Below are 14,612 nucleotides of genomic sequence, written 5' to 3' on the forward strand. Positions count from 1 at the left end.
ATGAAATCTCTGCACGTCGCCATGCTCGGCTGCGGTGTCGTCGGCACCGAGGTCGCCCGCCGGATCCTCGAGAACGGGGACGATCTCGCCCAGCGCACCGGAGCGCGCCTCGAGCTCACCGCCGTCGCCGTGCGCGACGCGGACAAGGAGCGCCCCGGCATCCCCGCGGAGCTCCTCACCACCGACGCCCAGGCCGCGATCGCCGGTGCCGACATCGTCATCGAGCTCATGGGCGGCATCGAGCCGGCCCGCGAGCTCATCCTCGAAGCACTGCGCTCCGGGGCGTCCGTGGTGACGGCGAACAAGGCGCTGCTCGCGGAGTCTTACGGCGAGCTCATGCAGGCCGCCGACTCCGCCGAGGTGCGCCTCGAGCACGAGGCCGCGGTCGCCGGGGCGATCCCGATCATCCGCCCCGTCGGCGACTCGCTCGCCGGTGACCGGATCACCCGCGTCATGGGCATCGTCAACGGCACGACGAACTACATCCTCGACCAGATGGACTCCGAGGGGTGGGACTTCGACACCGCGCTGCGCACCGCACAGGAGCTCGGCTTCGCCGAGGCGGACCCGACGGCGGACATCGGCGGCCACGACGCCGCCGCGAAGGCCGCGATCCTCGCCGCGATCGCCTTCCACACCCCCGTCACCATCGACGACGTCGATGTCGAGGGCATCACCGGCGTCACCGCCGACATGATCGAGACCGCCCGTGCGCAGGGCTTCACCATCAAGCTGCTCGCGATCTGCGAGGAGCTCGCGGACTCGCCCGAGGGCCCGGGAGTCTCCGCCCGCGTGTACCCCGCGCTGCTCCCGCGCGACCACGTGCTGTCCGGCGTCGGCGGCGCGTTCAACGCGGTGTTCGTCGAGGCCGAGGCCGCCGGCGAGCTCATGTTCTACGGCCAGGGCGCCGGTGGGGCGCCGACCGCCTCGGCCGTGCTCGGCGACGTCGTGTCGGTCGGCCGCCGCAAGGTGCTCGGCGGCCGCGGCCAGTACGAGCGCGCGGTCGCGGTGCGCCGTCCGGTGCTGCCGATCTCCGCGATCACCACCCGCTACCAGATCACCCTCGACGTGTTCGACCGGCCCGGCGTGCTCTCCCGGGTGACCGAGGTGTTCGCCTCGGAGCAGGTGTCGATCGAGCTCGTCCAGCAGACCCAGGTCGTCGACGAGCCCGAGGGCACCGAGCAGCGCGCCAAGCTCGTCATCGCCACGCACTCGGGCACCGATGCCGCGCTGCGCCGCACCGTCGACCGGCTCGCCGCGCTCGACGTCGTCAACGCCCTGACCTCGGTGCTGCGCATCGAGGGCCACTGAGCCGCCCGCGCCCCGCCCGCCCGACATGTCCGGAAGGAACCCCATGAACGCACAGCACCGCCACCAGTGGCAGGGAGTCATCGAGGAGTACCGCGGCCTCCTCGACATCGCTGACACCACCGCCGCCGTCACCCTGGGGGAGGGCGGCACGCCGCTCATCCACGCCGCCGGCCTGTCCGAGCGCACCGGTGCCGAGGTGTGGGTCAAGTACGAGGGCATGAACCCGACCGCCTCCTTCAAGGACCGCGGCATGACGATGGCGATCTCGAAGGCCGTGGAGTACGGCGCCAAGGCCGTGATCTGCGCCTCGACCGGGAACACCTCGGCCTCGGCGGCGGCCTACGCGACGAAGGCCGGGCTCACGTGCGCGGTGCTCGTGCCGGCCGGCAAGATCTCGGTGGGCAAGATGAGCCAGGCCGTCGCGCACGGCGCCGAGCTCCTCGAGATCGACGGCAACTTCGACGACTGCCTCACCCTGTGCCGCAAGCTCTCCGAGGCCTACCCGGTGCACCTCGTCAACTCGGTCAACCCCGACCGCATCGAGGGCCAGAAGACCGCGTCGTTCGAGGTCGTCGACCGGCTCGGGCAGGCCCCGGACATCCACGTCCTGCCCGTCGGCAACGCCGGCAACATCACCGCCTACTGGAAGGGCTACCGCGAGTACGCGGAGCTCGGCCTGGCGGACTCCCGCCCGCGGATGTGGGGCTTCCAAGCCGCGGGTGCCGCCCCGCTCGTGCTCGGTCACCCGGTCGACGAGCCGGAGACCGTCGCGACCGCGATCCGGATCGGCAACCCGGCCTCGTGGGAGCAGGCGATCGCCGCCCGCGACGAGTCCGAGGGCCTCATCGACTCCGTCACCGACGACGAGATCCTCGCCGCGCACCGCCTCCTGTCCTCGACCGAGGGGATCTTCGTCGAGCCGGGCTCGGCGGCCTCGATCGCCGGTCTGCTCAAGCGCTCCGACGCCGGAGAGGTGCCGTCCGGAGCGACGATCGTGTGCACGGTCACCGGGCACGGGCTCAAGGACCCGCAGTGGGCGATCCGCACCGCCGACGGCGCGGATCTCGAGCCCACCCGGGTATCGGTCGACGCCGTGTCGGCAGCCCGTGCGCTCGGACTCGAGGAGGGCTGATGCCGGTGGGCACGCCTGCCGACTCCTCCGTGCGCGGTGACCGGATCCCGGCCGGCCTCGAGGTGCTCGTCGAGGTGCCCGCCACCTCGGCGAACCTCGGCGCCGGCTACGACAGCTTCGGCATGGCGCTCGACATCCGCGATGCGGTGCGCGCCCGGATCACGCCCGCACCCATCGACCCCGAGGCCTGTGTCACCGTCTCCGGCGAGGGCGCGGACGTGCTGCCCCGGAGCACCGCGCACCTCATCCACCGGGTCGCCCGCGAGGTGCTCGCCGCGCGCGGGCTCGAGCTCGGCGACCGCCTCGAGCTCGAGGCCCGCAACGTCATCCCGCAGTCGCGCGGCATGGGGTCCTCGGCCTCCGCCGTCGTCGCCGGCATCGCGATCGCCGACGCGATCGGGCAGGCCGCCGGATGCGAGCCGGAGACCGCCGCCGGCCGGCTGGCCTGGGCGACGCACTTCGAGGGTCATCCCGACAATGCCGCGCCGGCGCTGTTCGGGGGAGTGACGATCAGCTTCACCGACATCGGCGGTGCCGCCCAGTCGGTGTCGGTCCCCGTGGCCGACGGCGTGCGCGCGGTGCTCATCGTGCCCGAAACCCGGCTCGACACCGCGATCGCCCGGTCCCTGCTGCCGGAGACGGTCCCGCACACCGATGCGGCGGCGAACTCCGCGATCGCCGGGCTGTTCGCCTATGCGATCTCCCATGACCCGGGGATGCTCCTCGAGGCGACCGTCGACCGCCTCCACCAGAACTACCGCCGGCCGGCGATGCTCGAGTCTCTCGAGCGCGTCGACGCGCTGCGTGCCGCCGGTCTGGCGGCCGTCGTGTCGGGTGCCGGCCCGACCGTCGCGGTGCTCGGCACCGGTGACGACCTCGCCGAGCGCGTGGCCGCCGTGCTGCGCGGCGATCCCGCCCGGATCCTCGCGACCGCGATCGCGCCGGTGGGGGTCCTCACCACGGTCGTCGACGAGTCCTGAGCACACCGCCCGGGGCTCCACGGAGGGCTCCCAGGCCAGCCGCCCAGCCGGCGGGGAGCAGGGTGGGGGAGCCGAGCGGTGCACGGCGGGTCCGATTCGCGCTGACCGGTGTCGAAGTGTAGGCTGGAGCCGTTCCCTCACGAGAAGTCGTGAGCTGTCAGGTCCGTTCGGATCGACTCCGTCGAGCGTGGCTCTGCTCGGATCGTTACCGTATCGAAGCGGATTCGCCGGGAACATTCTTCGTACCGCTTCTGAAATCTTCAGGGTACTCCATTGAGAGCGTGCAGTGTCATGCGCGCCGTCCATCGCTGCGGAATCCATGTACGACTTCCCCGCAGCCGAACGAGGGAGAAGGAACCTTCGTGACTGAGACCACGAACAATGACTCTGCCGCCCGCACGGGAAGCCTGACCGCACTGCGGCTCCCGCAGCTCCAGGAGATGGCAGCAGGTCTGGGTATCAAGGGATACCGGCGTCTGCGCAAGAGCGACCTCATCGACGCCATCAACTCCGCCGGCGGACGGCAGAGCGCCGCCCCGGCCCGCCGTTCGCAGGCCGCCGAGGCGCCCGCCGCTCCCGTTGCCGAGGCGCCCGCCGCTCCCGCTGCCGAGGCGCCCGCCGCCCCGACGACCCCCGCCTCCGCGCCCGAGGCCCCCACCGGGAACATGCAGGGTGCCGAGCAGACCGAGGGCGAGCAGCGCTCGCGCCGCTCGCCGCGCCGTCGCGGCGGCGATGCCGCGCAGGCCGGTGAGACCCGTGGGCAGGGTGCCGAGTCCGGCACCCCCGCCGAGGAGCGCGGCGAGCAGCCCGGCCGCGGCCGACGCCGCGGCGGCGACCGCGACGAGAACCGCGACCAGGGCGACTCCCGCGCCGAGCGCGGGGGAGACCAGGGCGGCGACAAGCGCGACCACGGCAGCGACCGCAGCGATGACCGGAACCGTGATCGTGGGAACGACCGGAACAACGACCACGGCGGCGAGCGGAACAGCGATCGCAACGAGCGGGGCGGCGACCGGAACGGCAACCGCGACCGCAATGACCGCAACAACGATCGCAACAACGAGCGCGGCAACGATCGCAACGATCGCGGCAATGACCGGAACAACGACCGGAACGAGCGCGGCGACAACCGTGATCGCAATGACCGGAACAACGACCGCAATGACCGGAACAATGACCGGAACGACCGCAACGACCGCGGCGGCAGGAACCGGGACCGCGGGAACGACCGCCACGACCGCGACTCCGACCGGCGCGGCCGGAACCGGGGGCGCGACCGCAAGCGGCGCGGTGGGCGCAACGACTTCGACGAGCCGGAGCTCCGGCCCGACGACGTGCTCATCCCCGTCGGCGGCATCCTCGATGTCCACGACAACTACGCCTTCCTGCGCACGACGAACTACCTCCCGGGGCCGAACGACGTCTACGTCTCGGCGAACATGGTCAAGCGCAACGGCCTGCGCAAGGGCGACGTCGTCGTCGGCGCGATCCGCCAGTCCCGCGAGGGCGAGCAGCGCTCCGGCAAGCGCGAGAAGTTCGATGCGCTCGTGCGCCTCGACTCCGTCAACGGCCTGAGCGTCGAGGACGCCAAACGGCGCGTCGAGTTCTCCAAGCTCACCCCGCTCTACCCGCAGGAGCGCCTGCGGATGGAGACCACCTCGAAGCAGATCTCCGGACGCATCATCGACCTCGTCGCCCCGATCGGCAAGGGTCAGCGCGGCCTCATCGTCGCGCCGCCCAAGGCCGGCAAGACGATGATCATGCAGCAGATCGCGAACGCGATCACCGCGAACAACCCCGCGGTGCACCTCATGGTCGTGCTCGTCGACGAGCGCCCCGAAGAGGTCACCGACATGGAGCGCGCGGTCAAGGGCGAGGTCATCGCCTCGACCTTCGACCGCCCGGCGGACGACCACACGACGATCGCCGAGCTCGCCATCGAGCGCGCCAAGCGCCTCGTCGAGATGGGCCAGGACGTCGTCGTGCTCCTCGACAACATCACCCGCCTGGGGCGCGCCTACAACCTCGCCCAGCCGGCGTCCGGACGCATCCTGTCCGGCGGTGTGGACGCCAATGCGCTCTACCCGCCGAAGAAGTTCTTCGGTGCCGCGCGCAACATCGAGGGCGGCGGCTCGCTCACCATCCTCGCCACCGCGCTCGTCGAGACCGGGTCGAAGATGGACGAGGTGATCTTCGAGGAGTTCAAGGGCACCGGCAACATGGAGCTGCGCCTCAGCCGCCACCTCGCGGACAAGCGCATCTACCCGGCCGTGGACGTCAACTCCTCGGGCACCCGTCGTGAGGAGAACCTCATGAGCCCGGAGGAGCGGAAGATCATGTGGAAGCTGCGTCGCGTGCTGTCCGGTCTCGAGCAGCAGCAGTCGCTCGAGCTGCTCCTGTCGAAGCTCAAGGAGACCGGCTCGAACGCGGAGTTCCTCATGCAGGTGCAGAAGACGACTCCGCTGCCGAAGTCCGCCGCCGACGAGTACTGATCGATGAGCGCAGGGCATGCCGGCGCGGACATCGAATCGCTCACCCAGACGGTGCGCTCGCTCCTCGACGAGCACGCGCGCGTCGAGCAGGACCTCGCCGACCCGGAGGTGCACCAGCACCCCGGGTCGGCGAGGCGCCTGACCCGGCGCTACGCCGAGCTCGACCAGGTGGCCGAGTGCTGGCGCGAGCTCACCGCCGTCGACGCCGATCTCGGCGCCGCGGCCGAGCTCTCCGCGGAGGACGCGTCCTTCGCCGCTGAGGTCGAGGAGCTCACCGAGCGTCGCAGCGCGCTGCTCGCCCGCCTGCGCGAGCTGCTCGTGCCGCGCGACCCCGACGACGCCCGCGACGCCCTCATCGAGATCCGGGCGGGGGAGGGCGGCGAGGAATCCGCGCTGTTCGCCTCCGACCTCCTGCGCATGTACCAGCGGTGGGCGGACTCCCGCGGCTGGACGACGGAGATCCTCGACCGGACCGCCTCCGACCTCGGTGGCAGCAAGGACGTCACCCTCGCTGTGAAGTCGAAGGACGGGGGAGTGTACGGCTGGCTGCGGTTCGAGGGCGGCGTGCACCGCGTGCAGCGCGTACCGGTGACCGAATCGCAGGGCCGGATCCACACCTCGGCCGCCGGCGTGCTCGTCTTCCCCGAGGTCGACGAGCCCGAGGAGGTCCAGATCGCGGACTCCGACCTCCGGATCGACGTCTACCGCTCCTCGGGACCCGGAGGCCAGTCCGTCAACACCACCGATTCCGCCGTCCGGATCACCCACCTGCCCACCGGCATCGTGGCGAGCTGCCAGAACGAGAAGTCGCAGCTCCAGAACCGCGAGGCCGCGATGCGCATCCTGCGCGCCCGGATCCTCGCCCGCCAGGCGGAGGAAGCGGCCGCCGCCGCCAACGACCTGCGCCGCACCCAGGTGCGCACGGTCGACCGCTCCGAGCGGATCCGCACGTACAACTTCCCGGAGAACCGGATCGCCGACCACCGCACGGGGTACAAGGCCCACAACCTCGACCAGGTGCTGTCCGGCCAGCTCGACCCGGTCATCGAGTCCTCCCGGGCCGCCGAGCGCGCCCGCCGGCTCGACGCGATCGGCTGAGCCCCGATGCCCGCTCCCACCCCCGACGCCGTGCTCGCCGTCACGGCCGACCGGCTGCGTGAGGCCGCAGTGCCCTCGCCGTCGGCCGACGCGCGGCTGCTCCTCGCCCACGCCTGGGACTGCACCCCGGGTGAGCTCGGGCTGCGCTCCCTGCGCGGCACCGCCGTCCCGGAGCCCGTGCGCGCCCGCCTCGCCGACCTGCTCGAGCGCCGCTGCGCCCGCGAGCCGCTCCAGCACATCACCGGCTCCGCCGCCTTCCGCTACCTCGAGCTCGCTGTCGGCCCGGGGGTCTTCATCCCGCGCCCCGAGACCGAGCTCCTCGTCGATCAGGTGATCGCCGCCGCCCGCGGCATCGAGCGGCCGCGCATCCTCGATCTGTGCACCGGCTCCGGCGCGATCGCCCTCGCCGTCGCGACCGAGGTGCCCGGCAGCACCGTCGTCGCGGTGGAGAAGGAGGAAGCCGCGCTCGCCGCCGCGCATCGCAATGTCGACACCCACCGGCACGCCGTGGCAGCCGCCGGCAGCACGGTCACGCTGCTCGCCGCCGACATCCGCGAACTCCCGGAGATCGGCGCCTTCGACGTCCTCGTCTCCAACCCGCCCTACATCCCCGCCGGACGCACGCCGGACGCCCCCGAGGTCGGGGAGCACGACCCGGCGAGCGCGCTGTTCGGCGGGGGCGCCGACGGCATGGAGCTGCCGGCAGCAGTGGTGCGCGCCGGCGTCCGGGTGCTCCGACCCGGCGGCACGATCGTCGTCGAGCACGACGACACCCAGGGTGCGGCGCTGCGCACCCTGCTCACGGCGAGCGGCTTCACCGGTGCGCGCACCCACCGCGATTACACTGACAGGGACCGCTTCACGACCGCCGCACTACCGGAAGAGAGCTGATGTCACGCACCTTCGACGTCCGCAACGACGATGTCCGTGATCTCGTGTTCGAGGAGTGCGCCCGCGTCGTGCGCGCCCAGGGGCTCATCGTGCTCCCCACCGACACGGTGTACGGCATCGCCGCCGACGCCTTCTCCCCGGAGGGGGTGGCGAAGCTCCTCGCCGCCAAGGGCCGCGGCCGGGACATGCCGCCGCCGGTCCTCGTCGGCCGGCGCGAGGCGCTCATGGGGCTCGCCGAGGTCGCCGACGAACGCATCCTCACGTTGACGAAGCGCTTCTGGCCGGGTCCGCTCACGATCATCTGCACCGCCCAGCCGTTCCTCGACTGGGACCTCGGCGACACCCACGGCACGGTCGCGATCCGGATGCCCGACGAGGACCGGACGCGCGAGCTCCTCGTCCTCACCGGGCCGCTCGCGGTGTCGAGCGCGAACACCACGGGATCCCCGGCCGCCTCGACCGCGGACCAGGCCGAATCGATGCTCGGCGATGCCGTCGACGTCTACCTCGACGGCGGCCCGGTGCTCGGCGGGAGGTCCTCGACGATCGTCGACATGACCGCGCGACCCCCGCGCCTCGTCCGCTCCGGCCCGATCACCCACGGGCAGCTTCTCGAGGTCGTGCCGGACCTCGTGGATGTGGACGGCTGAGTGCGCGCCTATCTGTTCATCGTGGTGATCGCTGCGATCACCACCTACCTCGTGACCCCGATGGTCCGGCGCATCGCGGAGCGGGGGCTGATCTTCTCGCCCCTGCGCGAACGCGACGTCCACTCGGTGCCGACGCCGCGCCTCGGCGGGGTCGCGATCTTCGCCGGGGTCATGGTGGGTCTGCTCTTCGCCTCGCGCACCCCGTTCCTCGAGGAGCTCTTCGAGCAGCCGGCACCGGTCATCGGGATCGCCGGGGCCGCGGCGATGCTCTGCCTGCTCGGCGTCATCGACGACATCTGGGACCTCCACTGGATCACCAAGCTCGCCGGGCAGACGCTCGCCGCCGGGTTCATGGCGCTCAACGGCGTGGCGATGCTCTCGATCCCGTTCAACGAGGTCATCATCGGCTCGCCGCGGATGTCGATCATCGTCACGGTGCTCGTCGTGCTCGTGACGATCAATGCGGTGAACTTCGTCGACGGCCTCGACGGGCTCGCCGCCGGCGTCGTGACGATCGGGGGAGTGGCGTTCTTCGTCTACTCCTACGGACTCGCCGTCGACACCAGCCCGGACAGCTACGCGAACCTCGCCTCGCTCATCATCTCCGTGCTCGTCGGCGCCTGCCTGGGCTTCCTGCCCCACAACTTCAACCCCGCACGGATCTTCATGGGCGACTCCGGCTCGATGCTCATCGGCCTGCTCCTCGCCGCCTCGACGATCCGCGTCACCGGCCAGGTCGACCCGGCGCTGCTCGGCCGCGAGCGCGTCCTCCCCACCTTCCTCCCGATCATCCTCCCGGTCGCGGTGATGTTCCTGCCGCTGCTCGATCTCATGCTCGCGGTGGTGCGCCGCATGCTCGCCGGCCAGTCGCCGTTCTCCGCCGACGCCAAGCACCTCCACCACCGCATGCTCCGGCTCGGCCACTCCCACGCCCGCGCCGTGCTCCTGCTCTACCTGTGGACGGCGATCTTCGCCTTCGGCACGGTCTCCTTCCTCATGCTCCCGCCGGGCACCGTGATCTCCGTGCTCTTCGTCGCGATCGCTGTGACCCTCATCCTGACGTTCTACCCGCTGCGTGCCCGTCTGCGGGCCAAGGAGGAAATATGACTGCCCACGACACCGTCCGGACGATCATGCGCGGCATCATCGTGCGCGGTCTGCTCATCACCGCCGTCATCGCCGTCATCGCCACGGTCGTCGGGTATCTCGTCGCCGGCATGCCGGGGGTGTGGGGCGCCCTCATCGGCGCGGCCACCGCATTCGTGTTCTTCGCGATCACCGCGCTCCTCATGCTGCTCACCGCGGACTCCTCGCCGGTGGTCATGGCCGGAGCCGTGCTCGGCGGCTTCCTCCTCAAGGTCGCCGGCCTCATCGCGCTCACCGCGAGCCTGCGGAACCTCGACTTCTACGATCCCTGGGTGCTCTTCGTCACACTCGCCGTCGGTGCCTTCGCCTCCCTCATCGTCGACGTCGTCACGGTGCAGCGCGCCCGCCTCCCGATCATCGACCCGAAGTAGGCGCCCGGAGGGCCGGGGGCACCCCGCCCGGAGCGGCGATCCGGTTTGGTCTGGCCCTCTACGGTTGGTAGAGTGACTGTGGAATCGCCGTGGAGTGCCTGAGCGCACACCGTGCAGATTTCACAGGCGCCAGCCCCACCTCCCATCCCGTCCGGGATCGAGGTGCGCTCGCCGGTCAGTGTTCGTCCATGGTGGTCAATCGGGAGCCCGGTTCGCCCCGCCGAGTCGTCAGGAGTCAGCCCTGTTCACTCCAGCTGCCTTGTCACCGACAATGCTTCTCGCAGCGAGCGAGGGAGGCGGTTTCCACGCCCCCGGTCTCGAGGAGTTCTATCCACCGGCAGTTCTGTTCGCGGGCACTCCGTTCGAGCTCAACCGGATCATGATCATCCGGATCCTCGTGAGCCTGCTGCTCGTGCTGCTCTTCGTGTGGCTCCTGCGCAACCCCAAGCTCGTCCCGGGGCGCGGTCAGTCGATCGCGGAGATGGTGCTCGACTTCGTCCGCAAGGGCATCGCCTACGACATGCTCGGCAAGAAGGACGGCGACCGCTTCTTCCCGCTCATCGCGGTGATCTTCCTGTCGGTCTTCGCTCTCAACATCACCGGCATCATCCCGTTCCTCAACATCTCCTCGAACGCGAACATCGGCATGCCGCTCGTCATGGCCCTCGTCGCCTACGTCGTCATGATCGGCGCCGGCATCAAGGCCCAGGGCGGCGGCCAGTACATCAAGAGCCAGCTCTTCCCGGCCGGCGTGCCCAAGGCGATGTACATCCTCGTCACCCCGATCGAAGCGGTCTCGACCTTCGTCGCCCGCCCGCTCAGCCTCACCCTCCGACTCACGTTCAACATGCTCGTCGGACACCTCCTCCTGGTGCTGTGCTTCGCGGCCACCCAGTACTTCGTCGTCGAGCTCGGCGGGGCCTGGGCGGCCTTCGGCGCACTCACCTTCATCGGCGGCTTCGCGTTCACGCTGTTCGAGATCCTGGTCGCGATCCTGCAGGCCTACATCTTCGCGCTGCTCACCGCCGCCTACATCCAGCTCAGCGTGTCGCACGACCACTGAGCCGGCCCATTGAACCTGTCAACCAACGGCTAGGAACGAGTCCGACCCACCAGTCGGATTTCAGTAATCGGAAGGAAGAACCCACGTGGACACCACCATTCTCGCCGAAGTCTCCGGCAGCATCTCGACCGTCGGATACGGCCTGTCGGCCATCGGCCCGGGTATCGGCATCGGCATTCTCGTCGGCAAGACCGTCGAGGGCATGGCCCGCCAGCCGGAGGTCTCCGGTCAGCTGCGCACCACCATGTTCCTCGGCATCGCGTTCGTCGAGCTCCTGGCGTTCCTCGGCGTCGCCGCACACTTCATCTTCGCCGTCTGATAACGGAAGCAGAGCGATCACATGACCCCGATTTCAGTGCTTGCAGCAGGAGAGACTGCCAACCCCCTGCTGCCGGCGACCTATGACATCATCTGGTCAGCGGTCTGCTTCGCCATCATCTTCTTCGCCTTCTGGAAGCTCGTGCTGCCGAAGTTCAGGGACATCCTGGACGAGCGCGCACAGGCCATCGAAGGCGGCATCGAGAAGGCTGAGCGGGTGCAGGCGGAGGCCGACAAGGCCCTCGCCGAGTACCAGAAGCAGCTCGCCGACGGTCGCGCCGAGGCCGCACGGCTCCGGGCCGAGGCCCAGGAAGAGGGCGCGCAGATCCTGGCAGAGATGAAGCAGAACGCCAACGACGAGGCCGAGCGCATCATCGCGCAGGCCAAGGCGCAGATCGAGGCCGAGCGGCAGGCCGCGATGGTCTCGCTGCGCGGTGAGGTCGGCGGCATCGCCACCGATCTGGCCTCGCGGATCGTGGGCGAGAGCCTGCGCGACGACCAGCGCGCCGCGAACGTCGTCGACCGCTTCATCGCCGACCTCGAAGCGCAGACCCCTGCGGCTCAGCCGGTGAAGGAGTACTGATGCTCCAGTCGAGCAGAAGCTCACTCGCCCTCACGCTGCAGGACCTGGACGCGGCCCTCGGGCAGCAGTCCGGTGCCGCGCTGGCCGACGGCCTGCTCGGCATGGTCTCGGTGCTCGCGGACAACGCGCAGCTCCGCCGTGCCATGGCGGACTCGGCGATCGACGCCGAGCGCAAGCGCGGCGTGCTCCAGACCCTGTTCTCCGGGTCGGTGGACGAGCGTGCGCTCGACATCGCTCTCGCCGCGGCCGCCCGTCACTGGGCCAGGCCGCAGGACTTCGTCACTGCGCTCGAGGTCGCCGGCGTCACCGCGGTCGCGGCCGACGCTCAGACCGCGGGCCGGCTCGGCCAGGTCGAGGAGGAGCTGTTCCGCTTCAGCCGTCTGCTGGAATCCGATCACGAGCTCGGCTGGGCCTTCGAGTCCGCCGCGCCCGCGGAGTCCAAGCGCGCGCTCGTCGCGGACCTGCTCGGTGAGAGGGCCTCGGCCGACACCGTCCGTCTCGCCTCCCAGGCGGCCGCGCACCCGCGCGGCCTGCGGGTCTCGGAGACGCTGGACACCTACTCCGAGGTGCTCGCGGCGCGCCAGCAGCGCTCCGTCGCCGAGGTGACGGTCGCCCAGCCGATGAGCCCCGAACAGCAGGACCGTCTGACCGCAGCGCTCTCTGCGTCCTACGGCAGGGAGCTGGTCCTCAACGTGCACGTCGATCCCGAAGTCGTCGGCGGAGTGCGCGTGCAGGTCGGCGATGAGGTGATGAACTCGACGATCTCCGATCGTCTGGCAGACGCCCGTCGCCGGCTCGCCGGCTGACACACCACCGCCCGCGCACCTCGGGCACACATACACGGTATGGAGCGGTCCACCCGACCACCTCGGGGACGCTCTTCGAAAACAAGGAAGCAGGGAAACCAGATGGCGGAACTGACAATTCGTCCGGAGGAGATCCGGGACGCCCTGGCGAAGTTCGTCGAATCGTACAACCCGCAGGGTGGAGACAAGACCGAGGTCGGCAAGGTCATCACCGCCGGTGACGGCATCGCCAGCGTCTCGGGCCTGCCCGGCGTGATGGCGAACGAGCTCCTCCGGTTCGAGGACGGCACCCTCGGCCTCGCCCAGAACCTCGATGAGCGCGAGATCGGTGCCGTCATCCTCGGTGACTTCGAAGGCATCGCTGAGGAGCAGAACGTCTACCGCACCGGCGAGGTCCTGTCGATCCCGGTCGGCGACGGCTACCTCGGACGCGTCGTCGACCCGCTCGGCAACCCGATCGACGGACTCGGCGAGATCGCCTCCACCGGCCGCCGCGAGCTCGAGCTCCAGGCCGCCGGCGTGATGGACCGCAAGGAGGTCAAGGAGCCGCTGCAGACCGGCCTCAAGGCCATCGACGCGATGATCCCGATCGGCCGCGGACAGCGCCAGCTCATCATCGGCGACCGCAAGACCGGCAAGACCGCGATCGCGCTCGACACGATCATCAACCAGAAGGCCAACTGGGAGTCCGGCGACCCGAAGAAACAGGTCCGCTGCATCTACGTCGCCTGTGGCCAGAAGGGCTCGACCATCGCCTCGGTGCGCCGCAGCCTCGAGGAGTCGGGTGCGCTCGAGTACACCACGATCGTCGCCTCCCCGGCCTCCGACCCCGCCGGCTTCAAGTACCTCGCCCCCTACGCGGGCTCGGCCATCGGCCAGCACTGGATGTACGAGGGCAAGCACGTCCTCATCGTGTTCGACGACCTGTCGAAGCAGGCCGAGGCCTACCGTGCGATCTCCCTCCTGCTGCGCCGTCCGCCGGGTCGTGAGGCCTACCCGGGCGACGTGTTCTACCTCCACTCCCGCCTGCTCGAGCGCTGCGCCAAGCTGTCGGACGCGATGGGCGGCGGTTCGATGACCGGCCTGCCGATCATCGAGACCAAGGCGAACGACGTCGGAGCCTTCATCCCGACGAACGTCATCTCGATCACCGACGGCCAGATCTTCCTCCAGTCGGATCTGTTCAACTCGAACCAGCGCCCCGCGGTCGACGTCGGCATCTCGGTGTCGCGCGTCGGCGGCTCCGCCCAGACGAAGCCGCTGCGCGGTGTGTCGGGCACGCTGAAGATCTCGCTCGCGCAGTACCGCTCGCTCGAGGCCTTCGCGATGTTCGCCTCGGACCTCGATCCTGCGACCAAGCAGCAGCTGGCCCGCGGCGCCCGCCTCACCGAGCTGCTCAAGCAGAACCAGTTCTCCCCGATGTCGGCGGAGAAGCAGACCGTGTCGATCTGGGCCGGCTCCGAGGGTCACCTCGACGACATCCCGGTCGAGGACGTGTTGCGGTTCGAAGCGGAGTTCCACGAACACCTCGAGCGGAAGACGAATCTGCTCGACACGATCCGTGATCTCACCGCCAAGCTCTCCGATGAGATCATCAGCGAGCTCGATCAGGCGATCACCGACTTCAAGGCCGGCTTCCAGCCGTCCTCGGATGCGGGCATCCACGCCGGCTCGGAGGAGTTCGACTCCGCCCAGGCCGACGAGGTGCAGCAGGAGAAGATCGTCAAGCAGTCGCGCGGGTCCTCGGCCAAGAAGGCCTGACCGACCCCAT

Annotated in this window: 14 protein-coding genes; all 14 read left to right on the forward strand. The window is 70.1% G+C overall.

Features of this window, described 5'->3' with window-relative positions; all coding sequences use genetic code 11:
• The gene (locus tag AB0I45_RS09090; protein ID WP_360317868.1) at positions 1-1,311 is read left to right on the forward strand and encodes a homoserine dehydrogenase; all 1,311 of its coding nucleotides are present in this window, start codon (positions 1-3) and stop codon (positions 1,309-1,311) included.
• A 43-nt stretch (positions 1,312-1,354) separates the two neighbouring features.
• Complete coding sequence (gene thrC / locus AB0I45_RS09095; RefSeq protein ID WP_137319407.1) at positions 1,355-2,443, forward strand: threonine synthase; 1,089 nt, start codon at positions 1,355-1,357, stop codon at positions 2,441-2,443.
• The gene (gene thrB / locus AB0I45_RS09100) at positions 2,443-3,423 is read left to right on the forward strand and encodes a homoserine kinase (RefSeq protein ID WP_137319408.1); all 981 of its coding nucleotides are present in this window, start codon (positions 2,443-2,445) and stop codon (positions 3,421-3,423) included. Before thrC ends, thrB begins: the two co-directional genes overlap by 1 nt.
• Positions 3,424-3,785: 362 nt before the next feature.
• Complete coding sequence (rho, locus tag AB0I45_RS09105) at positions 3,786-5,915, forward strand: transcription termination factor Rho (RefSeq protein ID WP_360317873.1); 2,130 nt, start codon at positions 3,786-3,788, stop codon at positions 5,913-5,915.
• A gap of 3 nt (positions 5,916-5,918) precedes the next feature.
• Positions 5,919-7,013 carry a peptide chain release factor 1 gene (gene prfA / locus AB0I45_RS09110; protein ID WP_137319410.1) on the forward strand — a complete coding sequence of 365 codons (1,095 nt, stop codon included), beginning with the start codon at positions 5,919-5,921 and terminating at the stop codon, positions 7,011-7,013.
• A 6-nt stretch (positions 7,014-7,019) separates the two neighbouring features.
• Positions 7,020-7,904, forward strand: a complete 885-nt coding sequence (gene prmC, locus AB0I45_RS09115) for a peptide chain release factor N(5)-glutamine methyltransferase (protein WP_345031395.1) — start codon at positions 7,020-7,022, stop codon at positions 7,902-7,904.
• Complete coding sequence (locus AB0I45_RS09120) at positions 7,904-8,554, forward strand: L-threonylcarbamoyladenylate synthase (protein WP_137319412.1); 651 nt, start codon at positions 7,904-7,906, stop codon at positions 8,552-8,554. The genes prmC and AB0I45_RS09120 overlap by 1 nt, the downstream gene beginning before the upstream one ends.
• A complete protein-coding gene (locus AB0I45_RS09125; RefSeq protein WP_360317878.1) occupies positions 8,555-9,661 on the forward strand; it encodes an MraY family glycosyltransferase in 1,107 nt (368 codons plus the stop codon).
• On the forward strand, positions 9,658-10,071 hold the full coding sequence (locus tag AB0I45_RS09130; protein ID WP_345031389.1) for a hypothetical protein: 414 nt from the start codon (positions 9,658-9,660) through the stop codon (positions 10,069-10,071). The genes AB0I45_RS09125 and AB0I45_RS09130 overlap by 4 nt, the downstream gene beginning before the upstream one ends.
• 271 nt (positions 10,072-10,342) lie before the next feature.
• Positions 10,343-11,134, forward strand: coding sequence for a F0F1 ATP synthase subunit A (gene atpB, locus AB0I45_RS09135; protein WP_345031387.1), 792 nt, complete (start codon positions 10,343-10,345; stop codon positions 11,132-11,134).
• Between the two features lie 85 nt (positions 11,135-11,219).
• Positions 11,220-11,453 (forward strand): ATP synthase F0 subunit C, encoded by a 234-nt coding sequence (atpE, locus tag AB0I45_RS09140; protein WP_137319416.1) that lies wholly within the window; start codon positions 11,220-11,222, stop codon positions 11,451-11,453.
• A gap of 21 nt (positions 11,454-11,474) precedes the next feature.
• The gene (locus AB0I45_RS09145) at positions 11,475-12,035 is read left to right on the forward strand and encodes a F0F1 ATP synthase subunit B (RefSeq protein WP_345031385.1); all 561 of its coding nucleotides are present in this window, start codon (positions 11,475-11,477) and stop codon (positions 12,033-12,035) included.
• Positions 12,035-12,841, forward strand: coding sequence for a F0F1 ATP synthase subunit delta (locus tag AB0I45_RS09150; RefSeq protein ID WP_345031382.1), 807 nt, complete (start codon positions 12,035-12,037; stop codon positions 12,839-12,841). Before AB0I45_RS09145 ends, AB0I45_RS09150 begins: the two co-directional genes overlap by 1 nt.
• 102 nt (positions 12,842-12,943) lie before the next feature.
• Positions 12,944-14,602, forward strand: a complete 1,659-nt coding sequence (gene atpA / locus AB0I45_RS09155) for a F0F1 ATP synthase subunit alpha (RefSeq protein WP_345031379.1) — start codon at positions 12,944-12,946, stop codon at positions 14,600-14,602.
• Positions 14,603-14,612 lie beyond the last annotated feature (10 nt).

This window comes from Brevibacterium sp. NPDC049920, assembly GCF_040656435.1.
GTDB classification, from domain to species: Bacteria; Actinomycetota; Actinomycetes; order Actinomycetales; family Brevibacteriaceae; genus Brevibacterium; species Brevibacterium pityocampae.